The following is an 18,654-nucleotide window of genomic DNA, read 5'->3' as shown; positions in this document are numbered from 1 at the left end:
TCAATCCGCGATCGCTTCCTCGGCCTCGGCCTCCGGCGTCACGGGTGCGATCCAGAGGTCGCCGAAGAGTTCGTCCTGCTCGAGGACCAGCCGTCCGCGATGGGCCAGAAACAGCAACGCGAGGTAGGTCATCACGCGGGTGCCGCCCACGTGATCGATCTCGGCGTACAGTACTTCGTCGCGCCCCTTCTCGTAGTGGGTCTCGAGTTCGGCCTCGACGTCGTCGATGACGGCCTCGATGTCCTCCTCGTGGGCCGTGTGGGTCACGTCGTCGGCCGTCGGCTCGTCGTCCACCCGGAAGTCGTCCCCCGAGTGGTAGCTCAGTTCCTGCATCCCGCGACCGTACCCGTGCGGGGAGCCGCTCGTGTCGTAGCTCCGGGAGGACTTCCACCAGGTGCCGCGCTCGGCGTCCCGGAGCTCTCGCACCAGCTCGTCCAGCGTCTCGGGCTTTCCGCGGGCGTGCTTGCGCTCGAGGCGGCGATCCATCTCGGCCTCGAGGCTCTCGATGGGGTCGAAGCCAGGCGCCGCGTTCTCCATCGCCGCCTCGTCGGCGAAGGGGGCTTCCCACGGCGGGAGTTCCTCCTCTTCGGGCTGGTCGGGGGCGAACAGTTCGTCGCTCTTCATCCGGAGGAGGACGCTCGCGTAGAACAGTGCCCGACCCGAGGTGCGGAGGTCGGCGTCGTCGAGCACCTCGAGGAACTTGTCGGTGACGGCGACGATGTCGATGTCCCAGGGGTCGATCTCGCCGTCTTTGGCGAGCTGGACGAGGAGTTCGACGGGTTCGACCTCGTCTTCGTCTTCGTCTTCGTTCCCAGCCTCGCCTCGGCCCTCGCCCCCGTCGTCTCCGCCATCGCCCGCCGTCTCGAGGTCCTCCCTGGTATCCGAGCCAGTGATCTCGCTTTCGTCGAACGCCAGGACCGACTCCCCGGCTCTCGAGTTCCCGTCAGACCCCGGCCGTTCGCGATCCTCGTGACTGGCGATCTGCAGGGGGATGTCGTCCTCGCCGTCAGTCATCTGCAGGGACCTCCTCACCGTCTCCGTCGCCGCTCAGGTCGATCCCCGTCACGGCCGAGACGTTGTCTTGCTGCATCGTGACGCCGATGGCTCGCTCGGACCGGTCGAGCATCGCCGAGCGGTGAGAGACGACCACGAACTGGGCCCGACCCGCGAGTTCGTCGACCATCTGGCCGACACGCTCGGCGTTGACCGCGTCGAGGAACGCGTCGACCTCGTCGAGGGCGTAAAACGGCGCCGGGTTGTGACGCTGGATGGCGAAGATAAACGCCAGCGCGGTCAGGGACTTCTCGCCCCCGGACATCGCGTCCAGGCGCTGGATGGGCTTGTCGCCTGGCTGGGCTTTCATGGTCAGCCCTCCTTCGAACGGATCGTCCTCGTCCTCGAGGTGGAGCGTCCCCGTCCCCTCCGAGAGCTTCTCGAAGATGTCGGTGAAGTGTTCGGCGATGGCGTTGTAGGACTCCATGAACGTCCGCTTCTTCTGGGTCTCGTACTGCTCGATTCGCTCGCGGATTCCCTCCGCTTCCTCGACCAACGTCTCCCGTCCCTCCTCGAGGTCGTCGAGGTCCGAGCGCACCTCGTCGTACTCGTCGATCGCCAGCATGTTCACCGGTTCGAGCGCTTCCATGTCGGCCTCGAGCAACTCGACCATCTCGACGACGGTGTCGTGGTCGGGGACGTCTTCGGGGTCGTACTCGCCAACCTCCTCTTCGAGGGCGTCGATCTCCCACTCGAGGGCGCCGGCGCGCTCGCGGGCGGACTCGAGTTTGCTCTCGACGGCGTTGACGCGATCCTGTTGCTGGTCCCGGGCCGTTCGGGCCTCCGAGACGGCCTCCTTGACCTCCGACCGTTCGCCTTTGAGTTCGGCCAGCTCGTCCTCGAGTTCCGCGACGGCCTCGCGTTTTTCCTCGAGTTTCTCGCGCTGGTCCTCGATAGCGGCCTCGCACTCCTCGATGGTCGACTCGAGTTCGGCTTTCCGGTTCTGGGCCGTCTCGATGTCGTCGTGGAGGTCCTCGATGGCGTCCTCGGCGTACTGCTTTTCGAGGCCGAGTTCGTTGAGCTTCGTGTCGAGGGCGTCCATCCGTTCCTTTCGCTCGTCGATTTCGGCCTCGAGGTCCTCGATCTGGGCGGTGAGTTCGGGGATCTTCGAGTCGGCGAGTTCGGTCTCGAGGTCGTCGATGTCGGCCTGAATCTCGTCGATCTCTCCCGTGGTCGCTTCGATCTCGTCGGCGATTTCGGTCATCCGCTCGTCGACGGACTCGCGCTCGTCCTCGAGGTCCTCGAGTTTCGTCTCGAGGTCCTCGACGTCGCCCTCGATGCGCGCTCGTTTCTCGTCTAGCTTCTCGAGTTCGGCCTCGATCGAGCGCACCTCGTCGGCGGCGTCGGTCTGCCGGTCGCGGGCGTCGTCGAGTCGCTCCTCGACCCCTCGGAGGTCGCTCCGGACGGACTGTTTCTCGTCCTGGAGCTGGGTGATCTGAGTCGCGACGCGCTCGAGTTGCCCCTTCCCGCCGCTGGTGAACGAGTACCTGGATCCCTTCCGAGAGCCACCAGTCATCGCCCCGCTCTTCTCGACGAGGTCGCCGTCGAGGGTGACCATGCGGTAGTCGCCCATGTACGCCCGGGCGGTCTCGATGTCCTCGACGACGAGGGTGTCCCCGAGGACGTACGAGAAGATGCCCGCGTACTGGTCGTCGAAGTCGACGAGGTTGTACGCGAAGTCGACGACCCCTGGATCAGAGGGCGCGTTCGGCAGCCCTCGCGAGCGCATCTTCGTGATCGGGAGGAACGTCGCCCGCCCGGCGTTTCGCGATTTGAGGTACTCGATGCACTGCTGGCCGATCACGTCGTCGTCGACGACCACGTTCGCCAGTCGGCCGCCCGCCGCGGTTTCGCAGGCGATGGCGTACTCGCCGCTCACGTTTCCTAACTCGGCGACGGGGCCGTGAACGCCGTCGATGGCCGCGTTCTGGATCGTCGTCACCGCTCGACCGAACGAGGAGTCGCCGCTCTCGCCCGCGTTGGCCTCGAGTTCGGCGTACTCGGCCTGTTTGGCCTGGAGGTCGTCGTCGATCTCCTCGAGTTTCGCCTGCAGTTCGCGCTTCTCCTCGCGCAGGTCCTCGACGACGCCCGTGATGTTCTCGCGGTTGGCCTCGGCCTTCTGGAGTTCGCGCTCGAGGTCCTTGCGCTGGGTCTCGATCTCGGGGATCGACTCCTGGAGGGCCTCGATCTCGGCCTCGGTCTCGCTCACCTCGTTCGAGCGACGACGGGCCTCGTCGAGCAGGCGGTCCTGTTCGCGCTGGAGGTCGTTCTTCTCGGTCTTCGCCGCTTCGAGTTCGTCCTTTCGCTCCCGGAGTTCGGCTTTGACCTCGTCGTACTCGGTGTCGACGTCGTCGATCTCTGCCTCGAGACGTTCGACCTCGCTCTCGCGTTCCTGCACTTCGGACGTGAGCGAGGCCTTCTCGAGTTTGTACTCGCGCATCTCGTCTTCGAGGTCGGCGACCTGCTCCTGTTTGCGGTCGATCTGGACGAACGCCTCCCGTCGCGTGGATTCGGCTTCCTCGATCCGCTCGGTCGTCGCCTCGATCCGATCCTCGAGGCGAGAGATTTCGCCCTTGACGGACTCGATCTCGCTCTTGATCCGCAGCTGTTCGTCCTCGCCCTTTCGCTCGATTTCAGCGTTGAGATCCTCGAGGTCCTCTTCGAGCCTGAGTACCGTCCCCTGGCGTTCGTCGAGTTCGCGCTGGAGCTCTTCGAGTTCTTCCTCGAGACCGTCGATCTTCTCCTCGACGCCCGCGAGTTCTTCGCGCTTGTTCTCGAGTTCGCTCGCCTTGAGATACCCCTCGTACTCCTCTTTTTCCTCGCGGAGTCGCCGGTAGCGAAGCGCCGTCTGGCGCTCGTCTTCGAGTTGTGCGAGGCGGTCGCGCTTCTCGCCGATGCGCAACTCGGCCTCGTCGATGCGCTCCTGGACGATCTCGAGTTCGCCGAAGGCGTCCTCCTTCTTGGCGTCGAACTCGGCGACGCCGGCGATTTCGTCGATGATCTGACGCCGGTTGTACGGCGTCATGTTGATTATCTCGGTGACGTCGCCCTGCATGACGACGTTGTAGCCCTCTGGTGTGACGCCGGCCTGGGCGAGTAAGTCCTGGATGTCCGAGAGGTTGACCGAGCGGTCGTTGAGATAGTAGTAGGAGTAGTAGTTGTCCTCGGTGCGCTTGATCCGTCGACGGATGCGGATCTCCTCGCAATCGCCGACGTCGTCGCTGCCGGCGGCGTTGACGACCTGCGAGCGCGTCAGCGTCTCGTCGCTATTGTCGAGAATGACCTCGACGATCGCTTCTCGTGGGCCGGAGGACTCTCCTTCGCCGTCGTGGCCCGGGTTGTAGATCAGGTCCGTCAGCTTCTCGGCTCTGATCCCGCGGGTGCGAGCCAGACCGAGCGCGAAGAGGACGGCGTCGATGATGTTCGACTTGCCGGAGCCGTTCGGGCCCGTGACGACGGTGAAGTCCTCGTAGAAGGGGATCTTCGTCTTTCGGCCGAAACTCTTGAAATTGTCCAGGACGAGCGCCTTGATGTGCATTCGAGATCTCCGTAGAGCGGATGTCGACCGCCGACGTGAGTCGGGCGAGTCGACGAGTTATGCGACAATAATGTCGTCGGTACCTGAGTCTTCTGGTTCGCCCTCGAGTGCCTCGTCTTCTTCCTCGACCCCGTCGGCTTCTGCGGCCGCCTCGGCGACGTCGTTCTGGGCGGCCTCCGGCGTTTCGTCGACCTCGGCCTCGGCGTCGGCGTCGGCCGATTGGCGACGTTCCGGAACGCGCGTCGGGATTTCAGTATCCAACTCGGCCTCGAGCACGCGGATGCGTTCTTTCGATTCGACGAGTTCTTCGGTCAGTCCCTCCACGGTGGACTCGAGTTCCTTCACGGTCGCCTCGAGTCGCTCGACGCGGTTTTTCGGCATACCTACTAGGGACTGTTCTCGATACTTAAACGTACGTCAGACACGAGTATTTTTTCTGTCAGATGGTCGGACGTCGAGTGCCGACGTGGTACCACCGCCTCGCGTGTCGGTCCGACAGCGGCGAGGCGCTATTAACATGTTCACGTTTGGCTATTTGCAGTGATGCTTGCTACCATACCTATGGCAATACAGCCACGAATGGGGGTTCCTACGCAATGACCGACGCGACGAATCCTGCTGCGGCGAACGGTGGTATCGATCGTCGAGACGCGCTCAAACTGTTCGGCGGGTCGGCGCTAGCGGTCGCGCTCGCTGGCTGTACCGAACTCCTCGGCAACGGCGACGGCGACGACTCCTCGCCGAACGAGACGGGCGACGGCGACGTTCCGGACGAGCCGATCCAGGCCGGGTTACAGACCTTCAGAGAAGGGGCACCCGCTGTTCTCGGTGTTCAGGCGGAGTACGGGGCCGAAACCGCGGTCCGACGAATCAACGAAAACGGCGGTGTCGCTGGCCGAGAGATCGAACTCGACATCGTCGAGGAAGGCTCCGAACAGCTCGAGAACTACCAGCAGTTCGTCGACCAGGGCAAGGACGTGACGTTCGGCCCGATCTCGAGCGGCGGCCACGAGGCGATGGTCCCCGAGATCGACGACCAGGGTGTGATCAACGTCGCGACCGACGGGACGGTGACGACGCTCTACGAGGAGAACTTCCCGGATACCACCTACTCGTTCCGCTTCCAGAACCACGACGTGATGGAGGCGCTGTCGGCCGCCAAGGAGGCGGTCGAGGTGCTCGGCGCGGACAACATCGACACGTACGCTGGCGTCAACCCGAACTACGCCTTCGGCGAGGACGAGATGGCGCTCTTCTCGGCCGGGATCGAGAAGCTCACCGGCGCCGAGGAGGTTTACAACGGGACGCCGGACCTCGCTACGGACGACATGTCGACCCACGTCACCAACATCAACAGCGAGGAACCGGACGTCGTCTTCACGAGTTGCTGGGGCGGCGACGCCACCTTGCTCCTCCAGCAGGCCCAGGCGAACGACATGCTCGACAACACGGAACTCGTCGTCGGCACGGTGCTGTACGGGTCGGCGAACGACTACGAGGAGGGCGACCTCGAGGGGCCGATCCACGGCGGATCGCGAAACTTCTACTGGGACCAGCCCACCACGGACCAGTGGACGCCCGCCGCGGACCTCTTCGACGAGGTCCAGAACGAGTACGGCGTGATCCCGACCGCGCACTTCATGAGCGGCTACGGCGCGGTGACCGCCTGGGCGACGGCCGCCGACAAGGCCGTCAGGCTCCTCGGGCGCTGGCCCGAACAGGAAGAACTCGCGATGGTGCTCGAGGAACACGGCTTCTTCACGCCGGCAGGCTACCACGTCATGTCGACCGACCACCAGGGCTACTCGAGCGCCCACTTTGGCGAGATGGCGTGGTCGGACGAGGTCGGCGGCGCCGTTCTCGAGAACGTCAACGTCTACGCGGCCGAGAACGTCTCGCCGCCGCCAGGAACGACGTCGCTCGACTGGATCGACAGCTGGTAGAGGGACCACGACGCATTTCACGCTATGATATTCTCAGCACAAGTACATCGGAAAGCGACAGTCGAGGGGGTGTGACGAGATGATCGAATCACTCGTCACGCACACGCTCAACGGCCTCTACTACGGCCTGATCCTGTTTATGATCGCATCTGGACTGACGATTATCTTCGGCGTCCTCGGGATTTTGAACCTCGCTCACGGCGAACTGTACGCCTTTGGCGCGTTTCTCGCGGTCAGCGTCGTCGGATTCCTGGTCGGATCGCTAACGGGGTCCGTCGCCAGTATCGCCGACTTTCTGTCCGGATTCCTCCCCGTGGCGACGGAGCCGGTAGCCGCGCTCGTCTTCGGTGTGGTGATTTTGCTCGGCTCGCTCGTCGCGGCCGCGATTATGTTACCTGTCGGCGCCATCCTCGAGTCGGTGTTCGTCAGACCGATATACGAACGCGAGGACGTCTACCAGCTCCTGTTGACCTACGCGCTGTTGTTGATCCTCGTCGACGTAATGAAGTTCGTCTGGGGAACGTCCCCGGTCAGCACCAGTTCCTACAGCCGACTCAACGAGATCCCAACGACCGAACTCGTCGGGTTCAGCTACCCCTCGTACAACGTGATCGTGATTCTCGTCGGTGTCGTGGTCTTCGCCTGGCTTCTCTGGTTCTTCGACCGGACGAAGACCGGACGCATCGTCCGGGCCACCGCGATCAACCGTGAGATGTCGACCGCTATCGGCGTCAGCACGGACCGGACGTTCACGCTCGTCTTCGCCATGGGGGCGTTCTTCGCCGCCTTCGGCGGGGCGATGAACAGCATCGGTCCGAGCGACGCCTACCTCGAGATGGGTCTGGACCCCCTCGTGCTCTCGTTCGTCGTGGTCGTCATCGGCGGCCTCGGCAGCCTGAAGGGGGCGTTCGTCGCCGCGTTGCTCGTCGGCGTCATCAGCCGGTGGACCGTCGGCGTGTTCAGCCTGCCCCAGCTCGAGCTGGCGGCGCCGTTCATCCTGATGGCCATCATCCTGCTGGTCAAACCCGAAGGCCTCTACGGGACGTGGGGTGAGATCGAATGACTCGCGTTTCCAGAAATGGGGTCCTGGCGGTACTGGGCGTCGTCGTCCTGCTGGCCGTTCCCGACATCGCCAACGTGACGCCGCTATCGTTCTCGATCATCCACCAGGGGATCCTGTTCGGAATGGCGGCTTTGGGGTTGAACCTCCTGTTGCGCCACACCGAACTGGTCTCGTTCGGACACACCGCGTTCTTCGGGGCCGGTGCCTACGGCGTCGCCGTGCTGACGGCCCACTACGAGGTCTCGAGCGGGTTGCTGTTGCTGCTTGGGGCGGCCCTGGCGGCGACGGCGATCGCCCTACTGATCGGCTACCTCGTCGCCGGTTACCTCGACATCTACTTCGCGCTGTTGACGCTCGCGTTCAACCAGGTGCTGTTCGCGTTCGTCCTCCAGAGCGGCTTCTTCAACTACAACGACGGCCTCCGGGTTCGCGTGGGATCGGACCGGCCGTCGCTACTCGGCATCGACCGCTGGCTCGTCTCGACGTTCGGTGCCGACCCAATCGTCGCCTACGACTACGTCCTGTACTATCTCACAGTCGTCGTCCTCCTCGTCATGGTTGCCGTGACGTGGAAAATCGTCAACTCGCCGTTCGGTCGGGCGCTCGACGCCATCGGTCAGGACCGGACTCGAGCGCGGTTCATCGGCATTCCGGTCGACCGATACGTCTGGATCGCGTTCACGCTCTCCGGCCTCTACGGCGGCATCGCTGGCGGGCTGTTCGCTCTCCTGCAACTTCACGTCCGGCCGGAACCGGTTCTCTTCGTCTTCGTCTCCGGCGAGATCCTGTTCATGGCGATCATCGGCGGCATCGGGACGCTCGTCGGACCGATCGTCGGTGGCATCGTGCTCATCTACTTACTCCGGTTGGCGCGATTCTACTTCGAGTACTACCACGCGCTCACCGGACTCGTGTTGCTGGTCGTCGTCTTCTTCCTGCCGGAGGGGATACTCGGCTCGCTGCCGACGCTCAGAGCGGGCCTCGAGCGGCGCCTTCGCGACCCGACGCTCGTTCGCGGGGACGCCGCCACCGTCTCGACGACGATCCGCCAGCGACTGTACCGCGCCGTGACGACCGTTCGCATTCTCGTATTCGGGGTGAAATAGATGCTCGAAGCACGCAACTTACGGAAGGAATTTGGAGTGCTCCGCGCCACCGACGACGTCTCGCTCACGTTCGGGGAGACCCCCGGGGAGATGGTGTTCATCGTCGGGCCGAACGGCGCCGGAAAGACCACGCTCATCAACCTCCTCACGGGGTTGCTCGAGCCCGATCAGGGATCGGTCGTCGTCCACGAGGACGACGGCAGCGGCTCGACGGTCGAGCGCGACATCACGGACACGCCGCCGGAAAAACGGGTGAACGAAGGACTCGTTCGGAGCTTCCAGATCGTCCACGTTTTCGAGGAGATGACCGTTCGCGAGAACCTTCGCGTCTCCGTCCTCTCGCGTCACGGCAAGACGCTGAGCATGCGAACCCGCGACGATTCACACGACGAAGTCGAGGAGACGGTCGACGGTCTGCTCGAGCAATTCCGCCTCGAGGACGTCGCCGACGAGGTGGCGGAGACGCTGCCTCACGGCGACCGAAAGCTCCTCGACGTGGCGATGTCGTTCGGCCTCGATCCGACGTACCTGCTCCTCGACGAGCCGACCTCCGGCGTCGCGACGCGGGAGAAGGAGTACGTCATCGAAACCATCGTCGAGGCGAGTGAGGCCGATGGCGTCACCACCGTCACCATCGAACACGACATGGACCTCGTCAAGGAGTACGCCGACCGACTGGTCGTCCTCCACGAGGGGAGCGTGTTCCGCGAGGGAGACCCGGACCTGCTCGAGACCGACAGCGAACTGCGGCGGGTGCTCCTGGGGGTGGACGAATGAGTCCGTCGAACCCGCTGCTCGAGGTCTCGAACCTCTCGGCGACGGTCGAAGGGTTCGAGGTCACTCATGGCGTCGATCTGACGGTACGCGAGGGCGAAGCCGTCGCGCTCGTCGGACGAAACGGCGCCGGGAAGACCTCGACGTTCCGGGCGATCATGGGACTGACGCCCATCGCGAACGGGTCGATACGGCTACACGGCGAGGAACTGACGACGCTCCGACCGGAACTCATCCCGCAGCGTGGAATCGGGTACCAGCCGGAAAATCGCGATTTGTTCACGGGTATGAGCGTCGAGGAGAATTTCCGGCTTCCGATCTGGACGGCGGGCGACGCCCGTGGCGTCGACGACGAGGACGCCATGGTCGAGGACATCTTCGACCTGTTCTCCGAACTGGAGTCGCGCCGCGACGCCGAGGTCCAGAACCTGAGCGGCGGTCAGGGGAAGATGACTGCGATCGGTCGGGCGCTCGCGCTCAACCCCGACCTGCTCATCCTCGACGAACCGCTCGAGGGGTTGGCGCCGGTCGTCGTCGAGAATCTCAAGACGTACATCCGGGAGATCATCGACCGGGACATCTCCGTGCTCGTCGCGGAGTCGAACGCGAGCCACGTCCCCGACATCGTGGACCGAATGTACGTCATGGAGCGCGGCGAGATCGTCGACAGCGGCGATCCGGACGTCCTGGTCCAGGACGAGGAGATACAGATGCTGATGCAGGGCGGTGGCGGGGAATGACGGCGGCGAACTCGAGTCCCACTACCGAGATGGCCGACCGCACCGTCTTCGTCACCGGCGCCAGCCAGGGTATCGGCCGCCGAATCGCCCTCGCGTTCGCCGACCGTGGTGCGAACGTCGCCCTCGCGGCGCGTGGCGACGGAATCGAGGAAACCGCCGGCCTCGTCGACGACCCGTCGCGGACGCTCCCGGTTCGTACCGACGTCACCGACGAGTCGTCGGTCCGGTCCGCGATCACTGAGACCGTCGACCGATTCGGCGGCCTCGACGTCCTCGTCAACAACGCGGGGATCGCCGGACCGACGGCGCCAGTCGAGGCCGTTGAGCGCGATGACTGGAACCGGACGATGGCCGTGAACGCCACCGGCCCCTACCTGACGACGAAACACGCCGTGTCTCACCTCCGTAAGAGCGACCGGGCGAGCGTCGTCAACATTTCTTCGATCAGCGGCAAGCGGCCGCTCGAAAACCGGACGCCCTACGTCGCCTCGAAGATGGCGGTGATCGGGCTCACCCGGACGCTCGCGTTCGAACTGGGCGAGGACGACATTACGGTCAACGCGATCTGTCCGGGCGCGACCAGCGGTCCGCGGATCGAGGCCGTCATCGAGGCACAGGCCGAGAGCCTCGGCGTGGAGTACGACGAGGCCAAACGGCGAGTGTTCACCGAGGACGCCGCGCTCGAGACGCTGGTCGACGCCGACGACGTGGCCGAGATGGCCCTATTCCTCGCGAGCGACGCCGCCCGCCACGTGACGGCCCAGGATGTCAACGTCGACGGCGGCACCGCCTGGTACTGACGAGTACCTGGGGAACTCCGTCGACGTCCACGACTGAGCGAACTCGGCCACATTCCGAGGTAGCGTACGGAGACCGCCACTCCATTTGCAGTCCGTGAAATGCTTGCAACCTGTGCTCGAGTGTCGGCGCTTGCACGAACGTCACCACGTAGCTATCTGGCCCTGGATTCCGTACCTTCCTCGGGGGATACCTAATGACGATCAAAACGCCAGTAGACCACCCGGAGTACGAAACGCTCGCCGAAACGACCCGCGGCGAGGTGCTCCGTCCCGACGACGACGGCTACGACGAGGCCCGATCGGTCTGGAACGGAATGATCGACCGCCGACCGGCCGTCGTCGTTCGGCCCACCGGCACGGCTGACGTAATCACCGCGGTCGAGTTCGCTCGCGACCACGGCCTTCCCCTCGCCGTGAAGGGAGGTGGCCATAACGTCGCCGGAAACGCCGTCTGCGACGACGGCCTCACGATCGACATGTCTCCGCTTTCGTCGGTGCGGGTCGATCCCGCGGCCCGAACCGCCCGGGTCGGCCCCGGCGCGACGATGGGGGATCTCGATCACGAAACGCAGGCGTTCGGCCTCGCCACCCCGGGCGGGGTCATCTCGACGACCGGGGTCGCCGGACTCACACTCGGAGGCGGGGTCGGCTGGCTCAGCCGCAAGTACGGGCTCGCGATCGACAACCTCCGGTCGGTCGACGTCGTCACCGCCGACGGAAACCTGATCACCGCGAGCGAAGCCGAGAACCCGGACCTCTTCTGGGCGATTCGCGGCGGTAGCGGTAACTTCGGCGTCGTCACGTCGTTCGAGTTCGACCTGCACGAGGTCGGTCCGGACGTGCTCTTCGGCCCGACCGTGTACGCCTACGAGGATGCCCCCGACGTCCTCTCACACTACGCGGCGTTCGCTCGAGACGCGCCGCCGGAGTGTACCGTCTGGGTGAACAGCGTGGCCGCACCGCCGCTTCCGGTCATCCCGGAAGAAATCCACGGAACCACGGTCCTGGTGCTGGTACAGTTCTACGACGGCGACTTCGAGGAAGGCGAGGCGGTGCTCGAACCGCTCCGCGAGTACGGCGACCCCATTGCCGACGCCGTCGCACCCACTCCCTACACGGCAGCCCAGAGCCTCCTGGACGATCTGTACGCCGAAGGCGCTCGAAACTACTGGAAGGCGCCGAATTTCACGGACCTCACCGAGGAGACGATCGACACCATCGTCGAGTACGCCGAACGGTTCCCGACGGGACAGTCCGAAATCCTCCTCCACCAGGTCGGCGGAGCGGTCAACGAGGTCGGACCGAACGAGACCGCCTACCCGCACCGGGAGACGGCGTTCATCGCGAGCGTCGCCGCGCGATGGGAGGATCCGGCGAACGACGAGGAGTGCATCGCTTGGGTGCGGGAGTGCCACGACGCGCTCGAGGAAGGGGCCACCGGCGGAACGTACGTGAACTTCGAGGGCGACCAGGAGGGCCGCGAGCGAAACGCCTACGGCGAGAACTACGATCGACTCGCCGAGACGAAAGCCGAGTACGATCCGAAGAACGTCTTCCGGATGAATCAGAACGTCGAGCCGGCGAGGTAAGGTTCGGTGAGGGGCGGTTTCTCGCCGAATTACTGCCGCTCCGTCTCGCCGTCGAACCGCTTCTCGGCAGAGAGTCGGTGCGCGACCGTCCCCTCGAGTTCGCAGATTTTGGCCGCGTGCGGCGCGATCGAGGCCGCTCCTTCGGCGGTCAGTTGCTGGTGGGTGAGCGTCTTCAGGTAGGTACCGATCCAGATGCCGCCGGTGTACGTCGACACCTCGAGCGTCGGTAGACAGTGGTTCGTCCCGACGGCCTTGTCCCCGAAGACGACCGGCGAGTGGTGGCCCAGAAAGAGCGAGCCGTAGTTGACGAGGTCGTCGACGTACTCGCGGGGCTCGTCGCTCATCACCTGGAGGTGCTCCATCGCGTAGTCGTTCGCGACTGCGACGGCGGCGTCGCGGTCTTCGGCGACGATCACCTCGCCGTTTTCCTCCCAGCAGGTTCGGGCGGTTTCGGCCGTCGGCAGGTCCTCGAGTTGCGCCTCGACGGCGTCGATCGTCTCGCGGGCGAGCGATTCCTCGAGCGAGACGAGCACGACCCGGGAGTCGGTGTCGTGTTCGGCCTGGGCGAGCAGGTCGGTCGCCACGAGGCCGGGATCGGCGGTGTCGTCGGCGATGACGAGCACCTCGGTCGGTCCGGCGAGGAAGTCGACGCCGACGTGGCCGAACACCTGTCGCTTCGCCTCGGTCGTGTAGGCGTTCCCGGGGCCGGTGACGACGTTCACGGTCGGCACGGAGTCGGTACCGTAGGCCATCGCTGCGATCGCCTGGGCGCCGCCCACGCAGTAGATTTCGTCCGCGCCGGCCCGGTCCATGGCGTACAGCTGTGCAGGCTGGACGCTCCCGTCGTCCTGGGGCGGCGCGCAGGCAACGACGTGCTCGACGCCGGCGACGACGGCAGGAACGATCGTCATCGCCGGCGACGCGACGAGCGGGTATCGTCCGCCGGGGACGTACACCCCAGCTCGCTCGATGGGGACCACTCGCTGTCCGAGTCGAATCCCGTCGTCGAACTCGCGCTCGAAGCCCTCGAGGTGGCCGCGCTGTTCCTCGTGGAATTCGCGAACGTTCTCGATCGTCGCGTCGATCACTGCCCGATCCTCCTCCGAGAGGCGTTCTCGAGCCGACGCCAGTTCCTCGTCCGTCACCCGGATCGACTCCCGCTCGACGCCGTCGAACCTGGCGGTGAGTTCGCGGAGGGCGTCGTCCCCGTCACTTCGGACGGCGGCGATGATCTCCGAGACGGATTCGGTCACTTCGGGTGGAAACTCGAGCGACGGTCGCTCCGCGCCCTTGATATGCGTGCTATTTTCTATCACGACGTGAATTGACGCGGCTCCCTCGGATAAACTCCGATGTTAACACGGAAACACAGGGAGGCGCCTCGAGATTTCGGATCGGTCGCGAGAACGGCGACGCTAGAGCGGGGTCTCCTCGTCGTCCAGGTCCGAGAGCGCCGACAGCGCGGCCCCGAGCAGTTTGCGCTCGCTCCGTCGGAGGTTCATCGAGACGGCCGTCTTCGAGACGTCGAAGTGGTCTGCGAGTTCGTCGAGGGTCGCCCCGCGAGGCGTCTCGTAGTAGCCGAATTGGGAAGCCGTTTCGAACGTCTTCCGTTCGGTCTCCGTGAGCGACCGGCACCCGTCGAGCAACCGCCTCGCGCTGTCGGCGTTCTCGAGGAGGTCGAACAGCGTGGACGCGCCGAACTGGTCGCGGTTTTCGACGTCGTAATCGTTGTGGCGCTCGAGGTCCGCGAGCGTCCTGTCCTCCGCGTCGTCGTCGTCGAAGCCGACGTGCCAGTGCTCGCGACCGTTTTCGATCTGGAACGGACCGGTGATGTAGCCTCCGTGTCGCTGGATCGTCTTCATCGCGTTCGTCTGTTCGATCACCGTCCCGATCTGGGCGACGTTCCCCCGCCGCGAGAGCAGATAGTAGTCGGACATGTTCCGGTGCTCTCGAAGCGTCTGGAGGCCGGTATCCAGCGTTCCGGGGGAATTACCCCTGGCGATGAGGCGAGTCTCGAGTTTTTCGGCGTCCGTATCCAGTTGCCACTGGACGGCCGAGAACGCGATGTCGACGTCGTCAGTGGTGTCGATGAACGGACAGTCGTACTGACGCATGTCGATGTTTAGGTCGATCATCGCAGGTCAGTACCCGAATGGGGCCCACCGACATTAATTGTTAGCATCTCCCTCATAGCGTTACCTTTTCCTCTCACTGGTCGTCCCCTCACGCGGCCACTCCCTTCCCTCACCCTCGCGACCGCCCATTGATATGTTAACATTCGAGTTTTAGCGTGACTCGAGTCAACTAGTCACTCGATTCAACGATGACTCAGGATCAAGTCGCCGTCCCGGCGGTCACTCGAGAGACGATTCACACGGTAGATGACGATTCGTTCGCCGAGGAAAACGTCTGTATCGTCACCGGTGCAGCGTCGGGCATCGGCCAGGCGGTCGCCCTCACCGCCGCCGAGAACGGACTCACCGTCGCCGCAACGGATTACGACGAGGGGGGTCTCGAGGAAACGGTCGATCGCGCCGACGAAATCGACGTCGCGGGGTCTGTAGAGGCAGTGGTCGGCGACCTCACCGTCGACGAGGACATCGAACGCATCGTCGAGGAGGCGGCGAATCTCGGCTCCGTGAAGTACCTCGCGAACGTCGCCGGGATGCAACACATCGATGCCATCGAGGAGTTCCCGATGGACGCTTACGACCGCATTCACCAGATCATGCTCAGGGCGCCGATCTATCTGACGAAGCTCTGTATCCCGCACTTTCGAGAAACGGCGGACGGGCGCGGATGCGTCGGGAACATGGCCTCGGTTCACGGCCACTACGTCACGAGCGACAAAGTCGCGTACAACGTCTCGAAGTTCGGCCTGCGCGGCCTCACGCAGTCGATCGCCGCCGAGGGCGAGGGCGACGTTCGGTCGTTTTCGGTCAGTACGGGGTACGTCAAGACTCCTCTCGTCACGAACCAGCTCCAGGACACCGCCGAACAGCGTGGGATCAGCGTCGACGAGGTCATCTCCGACGTGATGCTCGGACAGTCCCGCGTCAAGGAGATGATGGACCCAGTCGACGTCGCCAACCTCTTCGTCGTCGGGTTCTCGAAACTCGGGCGCCACCTCGACGGCGGCGACTTGCTCTTCGACGGCGGGATGACGCTGACCTACGAGTGAGCGGAACGACGGTGAAGTGAATGTGGACGACGGCGTCCCCTCGAGTCGTCGAAGATCGTCGGTCGCTCGAGGGAAGAACGAGGCGAGGGATCGCTGGTGATCGCTGGCACACTTCTTGCTCCGCTCTCCACGGTGACGGATTCGAAACGATCGCAATCGTGTGACCTTTCCGTCAATCAGTACAGTCCGATCGTCAATCAGTACAGTCCGATCGTCAATCAGTACAGTCCGATCGTCAATCAGTACAGTCCGACTGCCTCGATCTGCTCCTGGTACCGGTTGCGGATCGTCACCTCGGTCACCTGCGCGACGTTGGCGACCTCTCGCTGGGTCTTCTTCTCGTTACAGAGTAGGGAGGCCGCGTAGATGGCCGCGGCAGCGTAGCCCGTCGGCGATTTCCCGGAGAGAAGCCCCTTCTCGGCGGTGACGTCGATGATCTCGTTGGCCTTCGCCTGGACCTCCTCGGAGAGCTCGAGTTCGGAACAGAATCGGGGGACGTACTTCTTCGGGTCGACGGGCTCCATGCCCAGACCGAGTTCCTGAGCCACGTAGCGGTAGGTGCGGCCGATCTCCTTGCGGTCGACCCGCGAGACGGCGGCGACCTCCTCGAGGCTCCGTGGGATGCCCTCGATTCGGCAGGCGGCGTACAGCGCCGAGGTGGCGACGCCCTCGATGGACCGCCCGCGGATGAGGTCCTCCTGGAGCGCCCGGCGATAGAGCATACAGGCGACCTCGCGGACGGACCGTGGAATGCCCATCGCCGAGGACATCCGGTCGATCTCGGAGAGCGCAAACTGGAGGTTGCGCTCGCCCGCGTCCTTGGTCCGGATGCGTTCTTGCCACTTGCGCAGACGATGCATCTGGCTGCGTTTCTCCGAGGAGAGCGAACGGCCGTAGGCGTCCTTGTCCTTCCAGTCGATGGCCGTCGTCAGCCCCTTGTCGTGCATCGTCTGGGTGGTTGGCGCGCCGACGCGCGACTTGCTGTCGCGCTCGGCTGCGTTGAACGCCCGCCACTCCGGCCCGCGGTCGATCCGGGATTCCTCGACGATCAGCCCACACCGCTCGCAACTGATTTCGCTCCCCCCATCGCTCGTGACGAGCGACTCGGACTCACACTCCGGACACTGTTTGACCGTCGACTGAGTCGAGTCCGTTTCTTTCGTCGCCGACGTCGCGGATTGCTCTCGTTCGCGGGTGGGGCGTATCATCGGATACCTCCCTGAATGCGACGGGGAGGGTTAAGCCCTCTGTCCGGTCTTCTGACAGTTACTCGCCGAAACTCGCTCGTTTCCGCTCTCGAACTGTGGCCGCCGACTGCTTCTCGGGTCAACTGCCCTCGCAGCTCGAACGATACACGTGGAACCGACGGATTCGCCGTATTGACCCCGTAGACCCTCGTCTCCCAGGGACTGGGAACGCGAGCCAGGCTTAGGACCATGTAGCCCGAAGCGAACGTATGGTCACCGCCGCCGATCAGCACCGACGACCCTCGCCCCCGACGATGTTCACGGATCGGGCGGAGCGACCGATCACCGTCGACGCCTACGCTGGCGGCCCCGAACCGCTGGTCGAGATGTATACCCACTTCGACGACGAATCGCGGTCCCAGGGGCTTCCACCGCGGGGCGAATCTCGGATACGCGAGTGGATTAGCGGACTCCTCGACGGTGGGCTCCACGTCGTCGCGCGCCATCGAGGCGGCGTGGTCGGTCACGCCGTCCTGGTTCCGTTCGACGACCGAGCCGAGCTGGCTATCTTCGTCCGGCCGGCGTACCAGTCGGCGGGGATCGGGACGCGGCTCATCAGCCGTTTGCTCGAGTACGGCCGGGAAAACGGCGTGACCCACGTCTGGCTGACCGTCGACCGGAACAATCGCATCGCGATGAACCTCTACCGATTGGCCGGGTTCGAGACGATGGCGCGTAACCGCGGCGACTACGAGATGGAACGGTACCTGTAAACGCGAGACATGCGTGATTAGATCTGTTTCATCCCGGAACCACCCTTCGAGTACGCACGGGGTACTCGAGAACGCGATAACGAAGTCACCGAATGAAGGGAGTATCCGCGATGGGACTCCGAATATCGCAGCGACCCTCGTCTACAGGTTCGTCGTCGCCTCGAGCGCGATGTCGATCGCTCGAGCGACGTTGTTTTTGGCCTTCTCGGGCAGTTCGTCGTCCTCGGTGTCGGTTCCCTTCTGGGTGCCCTTCACGAGATTTCCGTCGACGGTGCAGATCGCCCCGGCGCGGAGGCCTTTGCGGCGCGCGAGGGTGAACACGGCTGCGGCTTCCATCTCGACTGACAGCAGGCCGGCGGCCTCCCAGTTCTCGACGTATTCGTCCGTCTCGGCGTAGTAGGCGTCGTCGCTGGCGATGGGGCCGACGTGGACGTCCTCTCCGTTTTCCTCCGCACCGTCGACCAGCGCCGAGAGGACCTCGTAGTCCGGAACGGCCGGGTACTCCACGTCCTCGTAGCGTTTCGAAGTGCCCTCGTTCTTGGCGGCGCCGGTCGCGACGATCATGTCGCCAATCTCGATCTCTTGCTGGAGGGCGCCGGTTGTTCCAACGCGGACGAACGTCTCGACGCCGACGTTCGACAGTTCTTCGAGCGCGATAGCCGCCGAGGGGCATCCGATGCCGGTCGAACAGATGGTCAGTTCGCGGCCGTCGTAGACGGCGTTAACGACCTTGTACTCACGGTTCTGAGCAATCGTCTCGGATTCGTCGCAGTGGCTCGCGATACGGTCGACGCGTCCCGGGTCGCCCGGAATCAGCGCGATGTCGTGGACGTCACCGTCGTCGACGAGCAGGTGCGGTTGGGTTGCCATGGACGGCGATTCTCGGACCGGCCGCAAAAAGGTCGCG

The 18,654-nt window shown here is 64.4% G+C and carries 15 protein-coding genes and 1 pseudogene; 9 read left to right on the top strand and 7 right to left on the bottom strand.

Translation table 11 applies throughout. The annotated features are described in order from the left end of the window. From ACFQO4_RS14905 to ACFQO4_RS14895, 3 genes are read right to left on the bottom strand one after another with little or no spacing between them, the layout of a single operon-like run. On the bottom strand, window positions 1-1,014 hold the full coding sequence (locus ACFQO4_RS14905) for a segregation/condensation protein A (RefSeq protein ID WP_500261661.1): 1,014 nt from the start codon (window positions 1,012-1,014) through the stop codon (window positions 1-3). Beyond that, window positions 1,007-4,591, bottom strand: a complete 3,585-nt coding sequence (gene smc, locus ACFQO4_RS14900; RefSeq protein WP_500261660.1) for a chromosome segregation protein SMC — start codon at window positions 4,589-4,591, stop codon at window positions 1,007-1,009. The genes ACFQO4_RS14905 and smc overlap by 8 nt, the downstream gene beginning before the upstream one ends. Before the next feature lie 57 nt (window positions 4,592-4,648). Then, a complete protein-coding gene (locus tag ACFQO4_RS14895; protein ID WP_500261659.1) occupies window positions 4,649-4,972 on the bottom strand; it encodes a DUF7518 family protein in 324 nt (107 codons plus the stop codon). 215 nt (window positions 4,973-5,187) lie between these two features. Here ACFQO4_RS14895 and ACFQO4_RS14890 point away from each other — a divergent pair, with 215 nt between their 5' ends. From ACFQO4_RS14890 to ACFQO4_RS14860, 7 genes and pseudogenes are all read left to right on the top strand, one after another. Further along, the gene (locus ACFQO4_RS14890) at window positions 5,188-6,534 is read left to right on the top strand and encodes an ABC transporter substrate-binding protein (protein WP_500261658.1); all 1,347 of its coding nucleotides are present in this window, start codon (window positions 5,188-5,190) and stop codon (window positions 6,532-6,534) included. A 79-nt stretch (window positions 6,535-6,613) separates the two neighbouring features. Beyond that, window positions 6,614-7,597 (top strand): branched-chain amino acid ABC transporter permease, encoded by a 984-nt coding sequence (locus tag ACFQO4_RS14885; RefSeq protein ID WP_500261657.1) that lies wholly within the window; start codon window positions 6,614-6,616, stop codon window positions 7,595-7,597. Continuing rightward, window positions 7,594-8,703, top strand: coding sequence for a branched-chain amino acid ABC transporter permease (locus ACFQO4_RS14880; protein ID WP_500261656.1), 1,110 nt, complete (start codon window positions 7,594-7,596; stop codon window positions 8,701-8,703). The genes ACFQO4_RS14885 and ACFQO4_RS14880 overlap by 4 nt, the downstream gene beginning before the upstream one ends. 81 nt (window positions 8,704-8,784) lie before the next feature. Then, window positions 8,785-9,480, top strand: a pseudogene (locus tag ACFQO4_RS14875) (ABC transporter ATP-binding protein); the annotation flags it as partial. Next, window positions 9,477-10,217: an ABC transporter ATP-binding protein gene (locus ACFQO4_RS14870; RefSeq protein ID WP_500261655.1), complete on the top strand. Its 741-nt coding sequence runs from the start codon at window positions 9,477-9,479 to the stop codon at window positions 10,215-10,217. The pseudogene ACFQO4_RS14875 and the gene ACFQO4_RS14870, both read left to right, overlap by 4 nt. Continuing rightward, on the top strand, window positions 10,214-11,017 hold the full coding sequence (locus tag ACFQO4_RS14865) for an SDR family NAD(P)-dependent oxidoreductase (protein WP_500261654.1): 804 nt from the start codon (window positions 10,214-10,216) through the stop codon (window positions 11,015-11,017). Before ACFQO4_RS14870 ends, ACFQO4_RS14865 begins: the two co-directional genes overlap by 4 nt. 194 nt (window positions 11,018-11,211) lie before the next feature. After that, complete coding sequence (locus ACFQO4_RS14860; protein ID WP_500261653.1) at window positions 11,212-12,606, top strand: FAD-binding oxidoreductase; 1,395 nt, start codon at window positions 11,212-11,214, stop codon at window positions 12,604-12,606. A 29-nt stretch (window positions 12,607-12,635) separates the two neighbouring features. Here ACFQO4_RS14860 and hisD read toward each other — a convergent pair whose 3' ends face one another. Together hisD and ACFQO4_RS14850 are read right to left on the bottom strand one after the other, a co-directional pair. Then, window positions 12,636-13,922: a histidinol dehydrogenase gene (gene hisD, locus ACFQO4_RS14855; RefSeq protein ID WP_500261652.1), complete on the bottom strand. Its 1,287-nt coding sequence runs from the start codon at window positions 13,920-13,922 to the stop codon at window positions 12,636-12,638. A gap of 99 nt (window positions 13,923-14,021) precedes the next feature. Then, the gene (locus ACFQO4_RS14850; RefSeq protein ID WP_500261651.1) at window positions 14,022-14,741 is read right to left on the bottom strand and encodes a helix-turn-helix domain-containing protein; all 720 of its coding nucleotides are present in this window, start codon (window positions 14,739-14,741) and stop codon (window positions 14,022-14,024) included. Window positions 14,742-14,929: 188 nt separating this feature from the next. Here ACFQO4_RS14850 and ACFQO4_RS14845 point away from each other — a divergent pair, with 188 nt between their 5' ends. Further along, a complete protein-coding gene (locus tag ACFQO4_RS14845; protein ID WP_500261650.1) occupies window positions 14,930-15,787 on the top strand; it encodes an SDR family NAD(P)-dependent oxidoreductase in 858 nt (285 codons plus the stop codon). Between the two features lie 239 nt (window positions 15,788-16,026). On the opposite strand, the gene ACFQO4_RS14840 is transcribed toward ACFQO4_RS14845, so the two are convergent. Next, the gene (locus ACFQO4_RS14840) at window positions 16,027-16,995 is read right to left on the bottom strand and encodes a transcription initiation factor IIB (protein ID WP_312909371.1); all 969 of its coding nucleotides are present in this window, start codon (window positions 16,993-16,995) and stop codon (window positions 16,027-16,029) included. A 248-nt stretch (window positions 16,996-17,243) separates the two neighbouring features. Between ACFQO4_RS14840 and ACFQO4_RS14835 the strand changes: the two genes are divergently transcribed. Then, the gene (locus ACFQO4_RS14835) at window positions 17,244-17,747 is read left to right on the top strand and encodes a GNAT family N-acetyltransferase (RefSeq protein WP_500261649.1); all 504 of its coding nucleotides are present in this window, start codon (window positions 17,244-17,246) and stop codon (window positions 17,745-17,747) included. A gap of 141 nt (window positions 17,748-17,888) precedes the next feature. Here ACFQO4_RS14835 and ACFQO4_RS14830 read toward each other — a convergent pair whose 3' ends face one another. Further along, window positions 17,889-18,617, bottom strand: coding sequence for a guanosine phosphorylase (locus tag ACFQO4_RS14830; RefSeq protein ID WP_500261648.1), 729 nt, complete (start codon window positions 18,615-18,617; stop codon window positions 17,889-17,891). Between the last annotated feature and the right edge of the window lie 37 nt (window positions 18,618-18,654).

It is taken from the genome of Saliphagus sp. GCM10025334 (genome assembly GCF_042663485.1).
In the GTDB taxonomy this organism is placed as follows: domain Archaea; phylum Halobacteriota; class Halobacteria; order Halobacteriales; family Natrialbaceae; genus Natronosalvus.
The sequence above is the reverse complement of the archived record's forward strand: the minus strand, read 5'-3'. Positions and strand labels throughout refer to the sequence as shown.

What these genes read in the sequence shown, in the direction of transcription:
- ACFQO4_RS14850 (WP_500261651.1), bottom strand. Translation starts at nt 14,741, where the DNA reads ATGATCGACCTAAACATCGACATGCGTCAGTACGACTGTCCGTTCATC.
- smc (WP_500261660.1), bottom strand. Translation starts at nt 4,591, where the DNA reads ATGCACATCAAGGCGCTCGTCCTGGACAATTTCAAGAGTTTCGGCCGA.
- ACFQO4_RS14860 (WP_500261653.1), top strand. Translation starts at nt 11,212, where the DNA reads ATGACGATCAAAACGCCAGTAGACCACCCGGAGTACGAAACGCTCGCC.
- ACFQO4_RS14835 (WP_500261649.1), top strand. Translation starts at nt 17,244, where the DNA reads ATGGTCACCGCCGCCGATCAGCACCGACGACCCTCGCCCCCGACGATG.
- ACFQO4_RS14830 (WP_500261648.1), bottom strand. Translation starts at nt 18,617, where the DNA reads ATGGCAACCCAACCGCACCTGCTCGTCGACGACGGTGACGTCCACGAC.
- ACFQO4_RS14885 (WP_500261657.1), top strand. Translation starts at nt 6,614, where the DNA reads ATGATCGAATCACTCGTCACGCACACGCTCAACGGCCTCTACTACGGC.
- ACFQO4_RS14870 (WP_500261655.1), top strand. Translation starts at nt 9,477, where the DNA reads ATGAGTCCGTCGAACCCGCTGCTCGAGGTCTCGAACCTCTCGGCGACG.
- ACFQO4_RS14880 (WP_500261656.1), top strand. Translation starts at nt 7,594, where the DNA reads ATGACTCGCGTTTCCAGAAATGGGGTCCTGGCGGTACTGGGCGTCGTC.
- ACFQO4_RS14840 (WP_312909371.1), bottom strand. Translation starts at nt 16,995, where the DNA reads ATGATACGCCCCACCCGCGAACGAGAGCAATCCGCGACGTCGGCGACG.
- ACFQO4_RS14895 (WP_500261659.1), bottom strand. Translation starts at nt 4,972, where the DNA reads ATGCCGAAAAACCGCGTCGAGCGACTCGAGGCGACCGTGAAGGAACTC.
- ACFQO4_RS14890 (WP_500261658.1), top strand. Translation starts at nt 5,188, where the DNA reads ATGACCGACGCGACGAATCCTGCTGCGGCGAACGGTGGTATCGATCGT.
- ACFQO4_RS14865 (WP_500261654.1), top strand. Translation starts at nt 10,214, where the DNA reads ATGACGGCGGCGAACTCGAGTCCCACTACCGAGATGGCCGACCGCACC.
- ACFQO4_RS14845 (WP_500261650.1), top strand. Translation starts at nt 14,930, where the DNA reads ATGACTCAGGATCAAGTCGCCGTCCCGGCGGTCACTCGAGAGACGATT.
- ACFQO4_RS14905 (WP_500261661.1), bottom strand. Translation starts at nt 1,014, where the DNA reads ATGACTGACGGCGAGGACGACATCCCCCTGCAGATCGCCAGTCACGAG.